The organism is Kitasatospora arboriphila (assembly GCF_039528095.1).
In the GTDB taxonomy this organism is placed as follows: Bacteria; Actinomycetota; Actinomycetes; order Streptomycetales; family Streptomycetaceae; genus Kitasatospora; species Kitasatospora arboriphila.
Window position 1 is genome coordinate 1 of record NZ_BAAALD010000078.1, and the last position, 16,200, is coordinate 16,200.

The 16,200-nt window shown below is 73.1% G+C and carries 14 protein-coding genes; 4 read left to right on the top strand and 10 right to left on the bottom strand.

The annotated features are described in order from the left end of the window. The 7 genes from ABD353_RS29740 to ABD353_RS29770 form a co-directional block, all read right to left on the bottom strand. The coding region (locus tag ABD353_RS29740; protein WP_344626782.1) for a WXG100 family type VII secretion target at window positions 1-1,329 on the bottom strand (1,329 nt) is incomplete at its 3' end. A gap of 34 nt (window positions 1,330-1,363) precedes the next feature. Beyond that, window positions 1,364-1,960 (bottom strand): hypothetical protein, encoded by a 597-nt coding sequence (locus tag ABD353_RS29745; protein WP_344626783.1) that lies wholly within the window; start codon window positions 1,958-1,960, stop codon window positions 1,364-1,366. 354 nt (window positions 1,961-2,314) lie between these two features. Then, on the bottom strand, window positions 2,315-3,352 hold the full coding sequence (locus ABD353_RS29750; protein WP_344626784.1) for an adenosine deaminase: 1,038 nt from the start codon (window positions 3,350-3,352) through the stop codon (window positions 2,315-2,317). A gap of 38 nt (window positions 3,353-3,390) precedes the next feature. Beyond that, complete coding sequence (locus tag ABD353_RS29755) at window positions 3,391-4,698, bottom strand: DUF445 domain-containing protein (RefSeq protein ID WP_344626785.1); 1,308 nt, start codon at window positions 4,696-4,698, stop codon at window positions 3,391-3,393. 88 nt (window positions 4,699-4,786) lie between these two features. Continuing rightward, window positions 4,787-5,746 (bottom strand): ABC transporter ATP-binding protein, encoded by a 960-nt coding sequence (locus tag ABD353_RS29760; protein WP_344626786.1) that lies wholly within the window; start codon window positions 5,744-5,746, stop codon window positions 4,787-4,789. 100 nt (window positions 5,747-5,846) lie between these two features. Then, window positions 5,847-6,713 (bottom strand): ABC transporter permease, encoded by an 867-nt coding sequence (locus tag ABD353_RS29765; protein WP_344626787.1) that lies wholly within the window; start codon window positions 6,711-6,713, stop codon window positions 5,847-5,849. Next, on the bottom strand, window positions 6,706-7,548 hold the full coding sequence (locus tag ABD353_RS29770; protein WP_344626788.1) for an ABC transporter permease: 843 nt from the start codon (window positions 7,546-7,548) through the stop codon (window positions 6,706-6,708). Before ABD353_RS29770 ends, ABD353_RS29765 begins: the two co-directional genes overlap by 8 nt. A gap of 280 nt (window positions 7,549-7,828) precedes the next feature. Between ABD353_RS29770 and ABD353_RS29775 the strand changes: the two genes are divergently transcribed. Further along, window positions 7,829-10,249, top strand: a complete 2,421-nt coding sequence (locus ABD353_RS29775; RefSeq protein ID WP_344626789.1) for a transglycosylase domain-containing protein — start codon at window positions 7,829-7,831, stop codon at window positions 10,247-10,249. A 92-nt stretch (window positions 10,250-10,341) separates the two neighbouring features. Here ABD353_RS29775 and ABD353_RS29780 read toward each other — a convergent pair whose 3' ends face one another. Continuing rightward, window positions 10,342-10,644 carry a GroES family chaperonin gene (locus tag ABD353_RS29780; protein ID WP_263108086.1) on the bottom strand — a complete coding sequence of 101 codons (303 nt, stop codon included), beginning with the start codon at window positions 10,642-10,644 and terminating at the stop codon, window positions 10,342-10,344. 200 nt (window positions 10,645-10,844) lie between these two features. Then, the gene (locus tag ABD353_RS29785) at window positions 10,845-11,192 is read right to left on the bottom strand and encodes a DUF3618 domain-containing protein (protein WP_425555283.1); all 348 of its coding nucleotides are present in this window, start codon (window positions 11,190-11,192) and stop codon (window positions 10,845-10,847) included. Window positions 11,193-11,325: 133 nt separating this feature from the next. On the opposite strand from ABD353_RS29785, the gene bcp reads away from it, so the two are divergent. Both bcp and ABD353_RS29795 read left to right on the top strand, forming a co-directional pair. Next, window positions 11,326-11,799, top strand: coding sequence for a thioredoxin-dependent thiol peroxidase (gene bcp / locus ABD353_RS29790; RefSeq protein ID WP_344626790.1), 474 nt, complete (start codon window positions 11,326-11,328; stop codon window positions 11,797-11,799). Between the two features lie 204 nt (window positions 11,800-12,003). Then, window positions 12,004-12,675 (top strand): hypothetical protein, encoded by a 672-nt coding sequence (locus ABD353_RS29795; RefSeq protein WP_344626791.1) that lies wholly within the window; start codon window positions 12,004-12,006, stop codon window positions 12,673-12,675. Window positions 12,676-12,774: 99 nt separating this feature from the next. Here the strand turns inward: ABD353_RS29795 and ABD353_RS29800 are convergent, their stop codons facing one another. Beyond that, complete coding sequence (locus tag ABD353_RS29800; protein WP_344626792.1) at window positions 12,775-15,117, bottom strand: chitinase C-terminal domain-containing protein; 2,343 nt, start codon at window positions 15,115-15,117, stop codon at window positions 12,775-12,777. Window positions 15,118-15,544: 427 nt separating this feature from the next. On the opposite strand from ABD353_RS29800, the gene ABD353_RS29805 reads away from it, so the two are divergent. Further along, the gene (locus tag ABD353_RS29805; RefSeq protein ID WP_344626793.1) at window positions 15,545-16,198 is read left to right on the top strand and encodes an HNH endonuclease signature motif containing protein; all 654 of its coding nucleotides are present in this window, start codon (window positions 15,545-15,547) and stop codon (window positions 16,196-16,198) included. Window positions 16,199-16,200: the final 2 nt, after the last annotated feature.

Here is a 16,200-nt window from a genome sequence, read left to right on the forward strand (position 1 = left end):
CGCACGGCCGCCGCCGGCGCCGCCCTTGGCACCCGCACCGCCGGCACCTCCGGCGTGCGGCATGCCGCCCATGCCGGGTGCACCGGCGCGGCCCGCCTGGCCCGTCCCCGGGGTGCTGCCGGCCGCGCCGCCACCGGGCCGGGCCCCGGCTCCGGTGCCGCCCGCTCCGGCCGTACCGCCCGCACGACCCGCGCCGACGGTGCTGCCACCGCCGCCGCCACCGACGGGCTGACCGCCGCCACCGGCACCACCGCGGCCGCCGCCCAGACTGCCGCCGCCCAGACCGCCGCCACCGAGGCCACCGGGCAGACCGCCGCCGGGCAGTCCGCCGCCGAGGTTCCCGCCACCGGGCAGGCTGCCGCCGCCGGGCAGCGTGCTGCCGCCACCGGGCTGGCTACCGCCCGGCAGGGTCGGCGAGGTCGGCATCGTCGGTGCGTGGTCGATGCCGGTGCTCGGCATCTGGCCGGTGTACGGGTACGGCATGGTGTGCACCTGGCCGGGCCCGGTCGGCACCTGGTGGACCGGCGGCGTCGTGGGCACCGTCTGGTGGCCGGACGGCGGCGTCCACGTGGGCATCTGTGCCGGCCGGCCCGAGCCGCCGGTGCCTCCGCCGCCGCCGGTGCTGCCGCCCACCTCGACGTTCTGTCCGTCTTGGCGCCGTTCGGCACCCGGCACCGCCGGGAACTCCGGCGGCTGCGCGGAGTTCAGCCGGGTGACCGACTGGTCGTAGGACTGCCCCAGCTTGGCCATCTGCTGGATCGCGTCCTGGTGCGCCTGGTCGACGCGCTTCTGCGCGGCCTGCGCCTCCTCCTGGGTGACCCAGTTCGGGTCGACCATGTCGGCGACCTTGCCGGCCGCCCAGCCGCCGACCACGTTGCCGATGCCGGGCATCGCCATGCCGCCGGCGATGAAGCCGCCGACGCTGACCGCGGTGTTCGGCTGCGCCTCGTACCGGCGGACGGTCTCCATGTCGGAGGTCGGCACGTCCGGCATGCTCCGCTTGACCTCGCCGAGCGTCTCGCCGGCGGTCGCGATGTAGGTGCCGGCGTTCCGCGAGTAGTCGGCGAGCTGCATGGTGGACTTGGAGACGTTGCCGCCCCAGGTCTTGAAGCTGTCGGCCGCCTGGCCCTCCCACTCGAGGCCGCTCATGTGGGCGTGCAGCTCGTTGCTGATCTCGTCCATCTTCTGGGCGGCCAGCAGCAGCCGCTGGCCGACCTGCATGACGGCCACCGGGTCGGCGCTCTCGACCATGGCCACCAACTGCTCGTGGCTGGAGCCGCCGAAGTCGTCGCCGTCGCGGTGGATCCTGACGAATCGCTTCTCGGTCATGCCTCACTCCCCCTTTCCGCTTCCGGAGCGGACATCAGTACGAACCCTGCTGGGTGCCGGTGGACGGCTGGGCGGCCTGCTGCGGGTACGAGGCGGGCTGGGCCTGGGTGCCGCCGCCCGCGGCGGTCCGGTAGCCGGCCGCCGACGAGACCTGGGTCTGCTGGTCCGCCTGGTTGAGGATCGTCTGGAACTTCTGGCGCTGTTCCTCGTCGGCGTTGGCGTAGCCGCGGGCCGCCATGTCGATGCTGGCGCTCATCGCCTCGATCTGCAGGGAGAGCGTCTTCGACAGTTGTTCCAGGTTGGCGTGCACCGTGGCGTAGGCACTCATCAGGCTGCCCGCCTGGCCGAAGTTCTGGCCGAGCTGCCAGGACTGCAGCTGCTGCTGGGAGACCTCGCCGTGGCTCGCGGGCGAGCCGTCGAGGTCCTTGAGGATCGTGTCGACCTTGTTCTTGAAGGTCTGCAGGTTCTCGACCTCGACCTTGACGGCCTGGGCGCCGACCTGGCCGGCGAGGGCCTGGGACTGGGCCACCATGGCCGCGGTCTGAGCGGCCGTCACCGTCGAGACGACGTTGTAGAAGATGCCGGACGTGCCGCCGCCGCCGCTGCCGCCGGAGTCCGCCGCGTTCACCATCGTTGAAACCTCCCCCGTGTCCGGCCGGCCCGCCGCGGCCCGCCGTTCCACCACATCTCTCTCGCCCCCGGTAATCAGGGTCCGTCACCGTCCGGTCGGTTGTGCGCACCGACGGGCGGCAGCAACCCCCACCCGTAACATAGCGGCCCGCACGGACGGGCCGTCAGGGGGTGCGGACCCTCGGCGGCCATCGGTACGCACTTGTCACCGGACACGCACAACATCCCCGCCCGGGCGTCCTGTTCCCGCCGCCGGCGGCCCCCCGGCCCGGAACGGTGCTCCCCCGCCCGGAATGCCGGACCCCGGTCCGGCGGCTCGCCGGGCCGGGGTCGTGCCACGCGTAGCGGGTCCCGGTCAGCGCTGCCAGGCGGCCAGGTGGGTGTCGATCTCGGCGGCGAGCCGGGCCTTGCCGGCCTGGTCGAGGAAGGACGCCTCGACGGCGTTCTTGGCGAGCGCGGCGACGCCGGCCTCGTCGAGGTCGAGCAGCCGGGCGGCGACGGCGTACTCGGTGTTCAGGTCGGTGCCGAACATCGGCGGGTCGTCGCTGTTGACGGTGACGAGCAGTCCGGCGTCGACCATCTGCTTGATCGGGTGCTCCTCGATCCGCTCGACGGCGCGGGTGGCGATGTTGGAGGTCGGGCAGACCTCCAGCGCGATCCGGTGCTCGCCGAGGTGGTCGAGCAGCGCCCGGTCCTGGACGGCCTGGGTGCCGTGGCCGATCCGCTCGGCGCCGAGGTCGCGCAGGGCGTCCCAGACGGTCTGCGGGCCGGTGGTCTCGCCGGCGTGCGGGACGCTGCGCAGGCCGGCCGCCCGGGCGCGGTCGAAGTAGGGCTTGAACTGGGGGCGGGGCACGCCGATCTCCGGGCCGCCGAGGCCGAAGCTGACCAGGCCTTCGGGGGCGAGGTCGACGGCGAGCCGGGCGGTCTCCTCGGCGGCGGCGAGGCCGGCCTCGCCGGGGATGTCGAAGCACCAGCGCAGCACGACGCCGAGCTCCTTCTCGGCGGCCTTGCGGGCGTCCTCGATGGCCTCCATGAAGGCGACGTCGGGGATGCCGCGGTTCACCGAGGAGTACGGGGTGATGGTGAGCTCGGCGTAGCGGATGTGCTGGCGGGCCATGTCCTCGGCGACGCCGTAGGTGAGGGCGCGGACGTCCTCGGCGTCGCGGATCAGGTCGACGACGCTCAGGTACACCTCGATGAAGTGTGCGAAGTCGGTGAAGGTGAAGTACTCGGCGAGCGCCGCCGGGTCGGCGGGCACCTTGGTGCGGCCCTCGTGGCGGGCGGCGAGCTCGGCGACGACGCGCGGGGAGGCGGAGCCGACGTGGTGCACGTGGAGCTCGGCCTTCGGCATGCCGGCGATGAACGCCTCGATCGGGTTGCTGCCCTCGGTCACCACACACGCTCCTTCGCAGGTCCAACTGACTCTGCATGCTATCCGCCGAGGACCACCGCGACGGTGTGGATCACCAGCCCGGCGGCGGCACCGACGACCGTGCCGTTGATCCGGATGAACTGCAGGTCGCGGCCGACGTTGGCCTCGATCTTGCGGGAGGCGTCGTCGGCGTCCCAGCCGGCGACGGTGTCGGAGATCAGCGCGGTGATCTCCTCGCGGTAGGTCTCGACGACGTACTCGGCGGCGTCCTGCAGCCAGCCGTCGGCCTTGGCCTGCAGCTTCGGGTCGGTGGCGAGCCGACGGCCGAGCGAGCGCAGCGCGTCGCGCAGCCGGCGGCGCAGCTCGCTCTGCTCGTCCTCCGCGGCGCCGAGGACGAGGGTGCGCACGGCGGCCCAGGAGGAGGCGATGAGGTCCTGCACCTCGGGCCGTTCCAGCAGGTCGGCCTTGGCGTGCTCGACCCGGGCGATGGTGTCGGGGTCGTGCTGCAGTTCGGTGGCGAAGTCGGCGAGGAAGTTGTCGATGGCGCCGCGGGCGGGGTGCTGCGGGTCGTCGCGGATGTCGGTGACGAACCGCATCAGCTCCTTGTAGACGCGCTCGCCGACCTGGTGGTCGATGAACTTGGGCGTCCAGCCGGGCGTCTTGCGGGTGACCCTCTCGACGATGTCCTCGTGGTGCTCGGCGAGCCAGTGGTGGACGCGGACGCTGACCAGGTCGACCACGCCGTGGTGGCCGCCGTCGGCGACGACCTTGCCGAGCAGCCGGCCGGCGGGTTCGGCGACCGGGGTGGCGGCGGCCCTGCGGGTGACGGCCTCGGCGACGACCGCCTGCACGTCCTCGTCGCGCAGCACGGCGATGACGCCGCGCAGTGCGGCGGCGGCCTCCCGGGTGACGCGTTCGGCGCTGCCGGGGGCGGCCAGCCACTCGCCGAGCCGCCGGGAGATGCCGATGGCCTCCAGGCGGGCTCGGACGACCGGCGGGGAGAGGAAGTTGTCGCCGACGAAGTCGCCGAGGGACTTGCCGAAGGCGTCCTTCTTGGTCGGGATGATCGCGGTGTGCGGGATCGGCAGGCCGAACGGGCGGCGGAACAGCGCGGTCACCGCGAACCAGTCGGCGAGCGCACCGACCATGCCCGCCTCGGCGGCGGCCGCGACGTAGCCCGCCCAGGCCCCGGCCCCGGCGGCGGAGGCCCAGGTGGCGAGGGCGAAGACGACGGTGGCGAACGCCAGCAGGCCGGTGGCGATGCTCTTCATCCGCCGTACGCCGCGGCGCTTGCGCTCGTCGGCCTCGGTGAAGCTGACCCCGGTGGGAGGTCGGGAGGCCGTTCCGGTTCTCTGTTCGACGCTCACCTGGACAGTCTGCCCCGCGCCCGCCGTCCTGATCGCGTTGCCGGGCCGGGCGGCGCGACCGGGACGGCGGGGCCGGTGGGCGGGCGGCTCAGCCGATGACGGCGCCCGCGTACATCCGGGCGATGACGTCCTCGATGGCGGGTTCGCGGACGGAGAGGTCGGCCAGCGGGTAGCGGGCGGCGACCGCGGCGACGATCGGCGCGGCACTCTCCCGGGCGGGGAAGGCCAGCCACTGGCGGGGCCCGTCGACCCGGACGGTGCGGGCGCCGGGCACCAGGATCGGCGGCCGCGCCTCGGCGAGGTCGACGACCAGGGTCCGTTCGCTGTCGCCGGCGGCGTGCAGGCCGTCGAGGTCGCCGTCGTGGACGAGCCGGCCGTGGTCGATCACCATGACCCGGTCGCAGAGCTGCTCGATGTCGACGAGGTCGTGGGTGGTGAGCAGCACGGTGGTGCCGTGGTTGCGGTGGGCCTCCTTGAGGAAGGCCCGGACCTTGGCCTTGCTGACCACGTCGAGGCCGATGGTCGGCTCGTCGAGGTAGAGCACCTCGGGGTCGTGGAGCAGGGCGGCGGCGAGGTCGCCGCGCATCCGCTGGCCGAGCGAGAGCTGCCGGACGGGGGTGTCGAGGAGGGCGCCGAGGTCGAGCAGGTCGACGCAGCGGTCGAGGTTGGCGCGGTAGCGGGCGTCGGGGATGCGGTGGATGCGGCGTGCGAGTTCGTAGGAGTCGCGCAGCGGGAGGTCCCACCAGAGGGTGGTGCGCTGGCCGAAGACGACGCCGATCCGGCGGGCGAGGGCGGTGCGGTCGCGGGCGGGGTCAACGCCGGCGACGCGGAGCCGGCCGGAGCTGGGGACGAGGATGCCGGTGAGCATCTTGACGGTGGTGGACTTGCCGGCGCCGTTGGGGCCGATGTAGCCGACGCACTCGCCGGCGCCGACGGTGAAGCTGAGGCCGTCGACGGCGTGCACCTCGCGCCGGGCGCGGCGGAAGCGGCCGGCGCGGGTGCGGACGGTGAAGCTGCGGCGGACGTCGTCGAGTTCGATGAGGGCCATGGGGTGTCTCCTTCTGCTCGGCTTCTGCTCGGCTTCTGCTCGGCGTGGTGGTGGGCCCGGCGGGGCCGGTCCGGCTGCCGGGTCGGTTCGGGGGGCCGGTTCAGCTGCCGGCGCCCTGGTAGGCGCGCAGTCCGGCCCGCCAGGTGAGGGCGGCGGCGAGCACGCAGAGGGCGGCCGCGACGGGCGAGGCGTACTGGAAGGCGGTGGGCAGGCCGAGCGGGTCGGGTCGGCCGAGGACGTGCAGTGCGGGCAGCCAGTTGACGAAGGCCAGCGGGACGCCGAAGACGGTGCCGGCGACGAGTTCCTTGGCGAAGACGGTCGGCGGGTACTGGAGCAGGGTGGCGCCGCCGTAGGTGAGGGAGTGCTGGAGTTCGCCGGCGTCGCCCCACCAGAACTGCAGGGTGGCGCCGGCGACGAAGATGCTCGCGAAGATGACGCTGCCGCAGAGCAGCAGCACCGGGACGAGCAGGATCCGGTCGGCCGTCCAGTGCACGGGCAGTGCGGTGAGCGACCAGCCGAGGACGGCGGCGGCCTGGAGGGGCCGGCCGAGGCGGCGCAGCGAGAAGCGTTCGGCGCAGACCTGGGCGAGGGCCGGGGCGGGCCGGACCAGCATGGTGTCGAGGGTGCCGGTGCGGATCCGGTTGCCGAGCGCGTCGACGGAGCCGACGAAGAGGTTGGCGGTGCCGAGGGCGAAGGCGGAGGTGCCGTAGAGGAAGCCGAGTTCGGGCAGGGTCCAGCCGCCGAGGGTGTGGGTGTGGCGGAACATCAGGACGACGACGAGGAAGTCGAGGGAGGTGGTGGCGAGGTTGGCGAGGAGCATGAGGACGAAGGAGGTCCGGTAGGACATCGAGGACCGCGTCCACATGCCGGCCATCAGCCACCAGGCGCGGACGGCCCAGCAGGCGCGCGCCCACCCGGCGCGGACGGCCCCGCGGCCCGGGCGCTCGGCGAGGAGGAGCTCAGCCACCCTGCACCACCACCTTGCGCACGGCGAGCGCGAGGGTGAGCCGTCCGGCGGCGAGGAGGGCGGCGGCCCAGGCGAGTTGGCCGGCGATCCCGGTGGCCGCGGCGGCGCCGGTGCGGTGCTGGACGAGGATGTCGACCGGGGTCTGGATCACCGCGGCCCAGGGCAGGGCGGCGGCGAGGCTGCCGAGCCAGCCGGGAAAGAGCCCGATCGGCAGCAGCATGCCGGAGAGGAACATCGCGACGACCAGCACGACGGCCCGCACCCCGTCGGAGTCCTGCAGCCAGAAGCCGGTCAGCACGACCAGGAAGCGCAGGCCAAAGCTGACGGTGACGGCGAGCGCGACGGAGACCAGGAAGACCGCCCACACCAGTGGCGAGGCGGGCAGCCGGAGGTGGAAGGCGAGGGCGCCGGCGAGGGTCGGCAGGGTGCCGCGGGCGAGCAGGTGGAAGGCGGCGCGGCCGAGGTCGGTGGCGAGCCACCAGCCCTGGAAGTCGACCGGGCGGTGCAGGTCGACGGCGATGTCGCCGGTCCGCAGGCGTTCCTGGACGTCGTCCTGGAAGCCGCCGCCCCAGACGGCGACGGTGACGAGCAGCGCCTGGCTGATCCAGATGTAGGTGACGGCCTGGGCGGTGTCGTAGCCGCCGAGGCCGGGGCGGGCCTGCCACAGGGCGAGGAAGGTGTAGGCGAGGATGAAGCCGAAGACGGTGTTGGTGACGGTGCCGGCGAGGGTCGCGGCGCGGTAGGTGGCGTAGCGGCGGAAGGCGCCGGCGGCCACCGCGAGGTAGACCGCCGCGCCGCCCCCTTCCCGTCGTCCGGTCTGCACTGCCATCGCCATGATGTCTCCTTGTCGACTTTTCGGCCCGCAGTCGTGCACGGACCGGTACGGGCGCACGCCGAACGGCCCGCACGCGGGCGTGCGGGCAGCCCCGATCGGCTCCGACCGGGCGCACCCCGGGGGTCCGGAGCGGCGGGCGGAGCTGAGCGGTGTCTCAGCGGTCTGCGGTTGTCACCTTTCACCGTAGCGCCGGCCGCGGGCCCGCGCAGGCGAATTCCGGCACGCCCGAGCCGACCGGCCAAAACACCTGATTACGGGTCAAATCGCCCATAATCGCCCCATGACCCGAGCGCAGCGAGCCAACAACCCGGCGGGCAACGGCCACCACCGCCCCGGGCAGGACACCGCCACGCGCGCCGATCCGCCCGCCCAGCGGGGCACCGCCGCGGCCCCCGACGCCCCCGCCCGGCCCGCCCCCGCACCGGCCCCCGGCCGGGCCCCCGGCCCGCGCCGCCCCGACCGTGAGAACGACCGGCCCGACGGACCCGGCACGCCCCCCGGCGCACCCGGCACCCGCCGCGACCGCCGCCGGCTGCGCCGCCGCGCCCGCCGCGACCACCGCCGCAGCCTCCCCCGCTGGCGCCGCACCGTCCCCACCTGGCGGACCTCGCTGACCCTGCTCGGCGGCGGACTGCTGCTCTCCACCGGCGCCTTCGCCGCGCTCTACCTGGCCGTGCCCGTCCCCGACCCCAACGCGCACGCCCTCGCCCAGAGCAACGTGTACTACTACGCCGACGGCACCACCGAGATCGCCCGCACCGGCGCCGTCAACCGCGAGGACGTCTCCCTGGACCAGGTCCCCGTGCACGTCCGCGACGCCGTCGTCTCCGCCGAGGACCGCACCTTCTTCCGCAACCGCGGCATCGACCTCAAGGGCATGGTCCGCGCCGCCTGGCAGAACGTCAGCCACCTCGGCCAGGGCGGCCGCGCCTTCCAGGGCGGCTCCACCATCACCCAGCAGTACGTCAAGAACTACTACCTGACGCAGGAACAGACCCTCAGCCGCAAGGCCCGCGAACTCTTCATCTCGCTCAAGGTCGACCGCCAGGACAGCAAGGACGAGATCCTCGCCGGCTACCTCAACACCAGCTACTTCGGCCGCAGCGCCTACGGCATCCAGACCGCCGCCCGCGCCTACTTCGGCACCGACGCCGCCCACCTCGACCTCGCCCAGGGCGCCTACCTCGCCGCCCTGCTGCAGGCCCCCAGCGCCTACGACGTGAAGACCGCCTCCCCCGCCAACCGCGAGAAGGCCGTCGCCCGCTGGAACTACGTCCTCGACGGCATGGTCTCGCTCGGCCTCCTCGACCAGGCCACCCGCGCCGCGACCACCTTCCCCGAGGTCCTCGAACCGCAGCCCGCGGGCGGCCTCGAAGGGCAGGCCGGCTACCTCGTCGACATCGCCGACGACTGGCTCACCCAGACCGGCGTCCTCGACACCGCCACCCTCAAGGCCGGCGGCTGGCGGATCACCACCACCTTCGACAAGAACCGCCAGGACGCCTTCGTCAACGCCGTCAAGCAGGAACTCACCGCCGAACTCGACCCCGCCAAGCGCCCCCGCACCGACACCGACGTCCGCGTCGCCGGCGCCTCCGTCGAACCCGGCACCGGCCGCATCGTCGCCGCCTACGGCGGCCCCGACTACGCCGTCCAGCCCTACAACGACGCCCTCCGCCAGGACAACCAGGTCGGCTCCACCTTCAAGCCCATCGACCTCGCCGCCGCCCTGGAGGGCGACCGCACCACCCAGGACGGCAAACCCATCACCACCCAGACCCCGTACGACGGCACCAGCGGCCGGCTCGTCGTCGGCGGCCCCACCCCCTACGCCCCGCCCAACGAGGACAACGAGAACCACGGCCAGATCACCCTGCGCGAAGCCATGATGCGCTCGGTCAACTCCGTCTACGCCCAGCTCGGCATCGACGCCGGACTCGACAACGTCCGCCGCACCGCGATCCGCCTCGGCCTGCCCGACAGCCTCCAGGGCATGGACCCCGACCACAGCTCGATGACGCTCGGCACCGCCACCCCCAGCGCCCTCGACCTCGCCGCCGTCTACGCCGCCCTCGCCAACCACGGCCAGGCCTTCCGCCCCTGGGCCGTCACCGCCCTGGAACGCCCCGGCACCGGCGACCGGCCCGCGCTGCCCGCCCACGACGCCACCACCGCCGTCAGCCGCACCAGCGCCGACGCCGTCACCGACGTCCTGCGCGACACCGTCGGCCCGCGCGGCACCGGCGCCACCGCCCAGGCCCTCGGCCGGCCCGCCGCCGGCAAGACCGGCACCACCGACGACAACCGCTCCGCCTGGTTCGCCGGCTACACCCCCGAACTCGCCACGGTGGTCGGCCTGTTCCGCGAGGACAAGAAGACCCACGCCAAGGAGTCGCTGGCCGGCACCGCCGGCTACGAGCGGGTCAACGGCGGCACCTTCCCCGCCCGGATCTGGACCTCCTACATGGGCGCCGCGCTCGGCGGCAGCCCGGTCGGCCAGTTCGACCTGCAACCCGGCCCCGGCAACACCGAACCGCCCACGCCCAGCCCCCAGCCCCCCGCCGCGCCCAAACCCAAGCCCAAGCCGAAGCCGCAACCGAAGCCCAAGCCCAAGGCGCCCGCCGTCAAGCGCCCAGCGGCCGCCCGGCCCGCCGCGGCACCCGCACCCGCCCCGGGCCCGCCACCCGTACCCCGGCCCTGAGCCGCACCCCGCCCGGCACCGCGACGCCCCGGACCGCACACGCGGTCCGGGGCGTCGCCCACGTGCCTGCGGGGCTCACGCGCCCACGGGGCTCACAGGTAGAGGCCGGTCGACCCCTCCGCGCCGGACAGCCGCTCGGACGCCACCGCGTGCAGGTCGCGCTCGCGCAGCAGCACGTACGTCGCCCCGCGGACCTCGACCTCCAGCTTGTCCTCCGGGTCGTACAGCACCCGGTCGCCCGGCTCCACCGTCCGCACGCTCTGGCCGACCGCCACCGCCTCGGCCCAGGCGCAGCGCCGGGACAGCTCCGCCGTCGCCGGGATGAGGATGCCGCCGGTGGAGCGCCGCTCGCCCTCGCCCGCGTCCGCCTTCACCAGCACCCGGTCGTGCAACATCCTGATCGGCAGCTTCTCCCCCAGCCGGTCGTGCCGGGGCTCCTCGTGCCGCGCGCTCTGCTCGTCGTTCTTGCTCACGCACCCGACCGTACCCGCCCGACGGCCCGCAGGTGCACGGCGGGCCCGCAGGTGCCCGCCATCCGGAACGGGCACGGAAAGGGGCCGGGACGCCGCAGCGCCCCGGCCCCGACCGGCCTGCCTCAGCCGCGCCGCCGCTTGCGGGCCGAGGCCAGCAGCAGCACCACGCCGACACCGACCAGCGCCGCCGGCACCACCCGCTCCGGCCGCGGCCGGCCCTTCTCGTCCGTGAAACCGGCCTTGACCTGCTCCAGCGCCCCGCTCGCCGCCACGTACGCCCGGCCGACCTTCTGCTCGACGGCGCCGAGCATCCGCGCCTTGGTCTGCGCCGCGACCGTCGCGGGGTGCACCCGCATCGCCAGCTCGTCCAGCGTCGACGCGAGCCGCTCACGGGCCTGCGCGATGTCCGCCTCGATCTGGGCCGTCGTTCGCGCCGACTTGTCCTTGCTCGCCTGGGCCACGAGAGCCACCCCAATCACTGATGCTGTCCTGTGCGACACGCACAGTCTGTCAGCTCCCACCATGCGCCGCGCAGCGCCACCCACCGAGCGGGGTAGGTTTGCCGGGGTACGACCACCCGTCCAGCACGAGGAGAGATCCACCGTGAGCGAGCGCCTCAAGGCGGGCGACACCGCCCCCGCCTTCACCCTGCCCGATGCCGACGGCAACCAGGTGTCCCTCGCCGACCACCTCGGCCGCAAGGTGATCGTGTACTTCTACCCGGCCGCCCTCACCCCCGGCTGCACCACCCAGGCCTGCGACTTCACCGACAACCTGGAGGTCTTCGCCGGCGCCGGCTACGACGTCATCGGCGTCTCCCCCGACAAGCCGGAGAAGCTCGGCAAGTTCCGCGAGAAGGAGAACCTCCAGGTCACCCTGGTCGCGGACGAGGACAGGTCGGTGCTGGAGGCGTACGGCGCGTACGGCGAGAAGAAGCTGTACGGCAAGACCGTGGTCGGCGTGATCCGCTCCACCGTCGTCGTCGACGAGGAGGGCAAGGTCGAGCACGCGCTCTACAACGTCAAGGCCACCGGCCACGTCGCCAAGCTGCTGCGCGACCTGCGGATCGGCGCCTGACCGACCGTCGACGCCGCGGCGGGCACCGGGTCTCCCGGTGCCCGCCGCGGCGTTCCCGGGGGTCGACGGCCCGTCACCTTGTCACCGTCCGGTTCCGAAGCGGTCGTGGGAAGGACAAGACCCGGCGGGCGCGCACCCCGCGCCACTAGCGTCGGCGGGCGTCGGGCCGAGCAGCCCGAGCCCTCCACCCACCCGGGAGACACCGTGCCGAGCATCGGACCACGCACCGCCCGCACCCTCCTCGCCGCCGGCACCCTGGTCGCCGCACTCGCCCTCACCGCCTGCGACCCCGAGGCCGGCCCCGGCACCGACGCCGCGCCGGCCCCCACCCCCACCGCCGCCGCGACCACCGCCGCACCGAGCAGCCCCGCGCCCGCCGCCACCTCCGCCACCGCCAAGGCCGGCGGCAAGCCCTCGGGCGGCAAGCGCACCGTGATCTCCACCCAGCACGCCGCCGGCCTCACCAAGTCCAGCGGCGACGGCACGATCAGCGACGTCCCCGTCGACCCGGGCGAGATGCGCGACGGCATGAACCTCGTGGTGGAGAACTACGACCGGGCCGGCCAGACCTCCGGCCGGCGGATCCTCTTCGTCGGCGTCGACAACGTCCCCGAGGACACCGGCAAGCGCCGCGAGCACCTCTGGCGCGGCCTGATCGACTACGCCGCCGGCAACGGCTCCACCGGCACCCCGGGCACCGGCACCCCCTACGCCCCCGGCCCGTTCGGCGGCAGCCTGGAGTGCCTGCCGTACGGCGCCGACGCCCTGTGCGGCTGGGCCGACTCCTCGACCGCCGCCGTCGCGCTCTTCCCGCAGTCCTCGCCGGCCTCGGCCGCCAAGCTGTTCGCCTCCATGCGGGCCGACCTGGAGCAGTAGCCGCCCCGCACGGCGCCCGACCGGGGGCGGGAAACGGAGCGGTGGCGGCCGACCCCCCGACCGGGTCGACCGCCACCGCCGCCGTTCACCTCGGACCGGTCAGCACGGACCGAGGTCGCTCCACACCCCCCACTGGCCGGTGGTCGAGGGGTCCTCGCCCTGGGTCCACCACTTGTTGCTGTACTTGTGGCCCTTCCAGGACACCGTGGTGGTGGTCGCGTAGACGGTCGCCGCGTTCCAGCTCGGCACCGTGCAGGTGCCGCCGGTCGGGCTGGCCGAGGTGCTCGGCGAGCTGCTCGCGGAGCCGCTCGGCGAGGCGCTCGCCGAGGACGACGGGCTCGCCGAGGACGAACCGGAGGCCGAGGCGCTCGGCGACGAGGTCGCGCCGGTGCTGCCGCGGGTCAGGTCACCGGTCAGGCCGTACAGCGTGCCGCCGACGTTGACCGTCCAGTTCGCCGGGGTCGAGACCGGCAGGTAGTAGACGAAGTCCATGTCGATCGACGCGCCCGGCGCCAGCGACTGCCAGCTCGGCAGCTTCACCGACACGCGGTTGTACACGCCCTTCAGACCGCCCACGTTGTTCGCCGCCGTGTGGTCCTGCCGGATCACCGTCAGGCCGAAGCCCGACTGGTCCTTGGCGTTGCCCGGCGCCGAGTCGGCGTAGTCGAACTGGAACTCGGTGCCGCCCGGCAGGGTCAGCGTCGAGTTGTTCACGATGTGGATCTTCGGGTTGATCGGGTAGTTCGAGTCACCCAGCGCGAAGTTGGTGAACGACACGTCGATCGGCAGGGTCTGCTGCGGCAGCGCGATCGTCGAACGCGTCGCACCGTACGGCGAGGCCGCCTTGAACTTGTCGTACATCAGCGAGGTCAGCGTCGAGCCCTGCACGTACTCGCCCTTGCCGCCGTTCGCCGTGGCGTCCCACCTGTAGTCGCCCGCGAGCTCCCAGATCATCGCGCCGCCGGCGCCCTGGTTCACCACGTAGTCGGCCTTCGCCGCCACCGACTCCTCGTCCTCGGTGGACAGGAACACCTTCTTGCTGTCGTTCCACAGCCACGGCGCCACCAGCTGGGAGCTGTAGTTGCGGGTGTAGGAACCCTGCAGCGCGGTGTCGGTCAGCCCGTACCCGGAGAGGTAGTCCGGGACGATGCCCTTCTCCAGGTTCTTCGCGTGCCACATCGGGTTGGAGCCCGCCGGGGCCTCCTTGCCGTTGTCGTCCAGGTCGTGCCACAGGTTGTCGATGCCGACCGCACCGTCACCGCACGCCGTCAGGCCCGAGCCCGCCGGACAGGTCGACGTCGACGCCGTGCCCCACAGGCCGTTGGTGCCGCCCGTGACGTTCTTGAACCCGCGGGTGTAGTACGGCAGGCCGATGTTGATCCGGCCGGCCGTCATCGCCCCGCGGAAGTAGTGGTACGCCCAGTCGGTGTTCAGGTAGCCGATGCCGCCGTACTGCGAGGTGCCGTACACGTTCGCCGCCGCCAGCTCGGCGTCCTTGCCGTCGTCGTACAGCGAGGCGTTCGGCCCCACGTACTTGTTCCAGGCACCGTGCAGGTCGTACGACATGATGTTCACGTAGTCCAGGTACTGCGTCACCTGGAACGTCTCCATGCCGCGCAGCAGGTAGCCGGACGACGGCGCCGCCACCGACAGCATGTAGTACTTGCCGTCCGTCGCACCCGCCCGGTCGAGCCTCTCGCGCAGCGTCTTCATCAGCGCCGCGTAACCCTTGACCAGCGAACCGCGCTTCGCGTTCGAGATCGTCGCGTCCAGCGGGTTGCCCGCGTCCTTCATCGACGTCGGGTACTCGTAGTCGACGTCGACGCCGTTGAAGCCGTACTTCTTCACGAAGTCGACCGCCGAGTCCGCGAACGTGTTGATGCCGGCCTGGTTGACCGAACCGTCCGCGTTCACCGTCATGGAGTAGAAGCCGCCCGAGGCGACGCGCTTGCCGTCGTCCCCGAAGTAGCCGCCCGTCTCGGCCCAACCGCCCACCGAGATCAGCGTCTTCACGTTCGGGTACTGCTTCTTGAACTTCGTCAGCAGGTTGAAGTGGCCCTTGTACGGCAGGCTCGGATCCATCTCCGCACCCGCCACGCCCGGGAAGGTCATCCCGGTCGCCGCGTTGGTCGGCGAATCCGCGCCCACCGACAGCTTGTTGTCGCTGCCGACGTGCCCGAAGGCGTAGTTGAGGTGGGTGACCTTGTCCCACGGGACGTTGTTCACCAGGTAGGCCGGCGTGCCGTCCTGCCCGGTCCGCCAGCCCGTGAAGTAGCCGATGATCCGGCGCTGGTGGTCGGCGCCCATCTTCTCGCGGCCCGCGGTGTCGTAGACGTCGCAGTACGGGACGTCCACACCCGGGGTGGTGTACATGCCGTCGGGACGGCAGGACTGGTTGTCGGCGGCCGCCTGCGAGGGCGACGCACCCAGCGTCGCCAGCAACAGGCCGGCCAGGCCGGCGGGCGCCCCGGGGGGGGCCCCCCCCCCCCCCCCGGCCCGCCCGCCCCGCCGCCCGCCGTGGCGCCCGCCGCAACCCGCCTGCCGGAGGCCCGGCGGGTACCGACGGCAGGGGGACGCTGCGCCGTCAGGGTTCGGTTCAACACTCGGTCCTCCAGGAGAGAGTGTCGGCGCGCCCGGGAGGGGTGTCGGGGCACGCAAGTGGGGGAGGGTCGGACACACCGCGGCCGACGCACCGTCAACCGCCCGGCCGCCGAACCACAGAGTGCGCCGAAGCTATGTGGTCTGGACCATCCCGGTCAATAGGTCTGTACCAATAGGCCGTTGAACTCCCCCGTGACCCCCACCCCGCCCGATCGTTCCCACATTGGGGGACGGGTACCGAACACAGGAACCCACAGGGGGCACACACATGCAGATCAGATACACCCGCGAACTCCTCGCCACGACCGCGGCGGGGGTCTCGTCGATCGACGAGATGCTGAACGCGCTGGGCAAGGAGCCCGAGACGTACAACCGGCGGTACCTGCGGAGCCGGCTCAACTTCCACGGCGTGGACACCTCCCACTTCCGGGCGAGGGGCGCCGTCTACACGAAGGAGCTGCTGGAGGAGGCGGTCGCCGCATGCCACAGCATCGCCGGGGTTGTCCGCCACCTCGGCCAGCGCTCGTCGGGAGGGACGCAGCAGCACGTCGGACGACGCATCAAGGCCTTCGGAATCGACACCTCGCACTTCACGGGCCAGGCGCACAACCGGGGCCAACGCTCCGGGCGGCGCCTGCGGCCGGAGCAGGTACTCGTTCAGCGGCCCGCGGACGCCAAACGACTGCCGGGCATTCGGATCCGCCAAGCGCTACTCGAAACGGGACTTCCCGATGAGTGCTCGGGCTGCGGCACCGGCCCCGTGTGGCACGGCAAGCCGATGGCCCTGGAGGTCGACCACATCAACGGCGACTGGTCCGACAACCGCCCGGACAACGTCCGCCTTCTCTGCCCGAACTGCCATGCCACGACCGACACCTACTGCGGTCGGAACAAGAACCGCCGCAGCGCGCGCACCGACTGAGC

Bases quoted from the DNA above. Each gene is read 5' to 3' on its own strand.
- ABD353_RS29780 (WP_263108086.1), bottom strand. From the start codon at position 10,644: ATGTTGCACGACCGGGTGCTGGTGAAGGCGGACGCGGGCGAGGGCGAG.
- ABD353_RS29805 (WP_344626793.1), top strand. From the start codon at position 15,545: ATGCAGATCAGATACACCCGCGAACTCCTCGCCACGACCGCGGCGGGG.
- ABD353_RS29775 (WP_344626789.1), top strand. From the start codon at position 7,829: ATGACCCGAGCGCAGCGAGCCAACAACCCGGCGGGCAACGGCCACCAC.
- ABD353_RS29745 (WP_344626783.1), bottom strand. From the start codon at position 1,960: ATGGTGAACGCGGCGGACTCCGGCGGCAGCGGCGGCGGCGGCACGTCC.
- ABD353_RS29770 (WP_344626788.1), bottom strand. From the start codon at position 7,548: ATGGCGATGGCAGTGCAGACCGGACGACGGGAAGGGGGCGGCGCGGCG.
- ABD353_RS29760 (WP_344626786.1), bottom strand. From the start codon at position 5,746: ATGGCCCTCATCGAACTCGACGACGTCCGCCGCAGCTTCACCGTCCGC.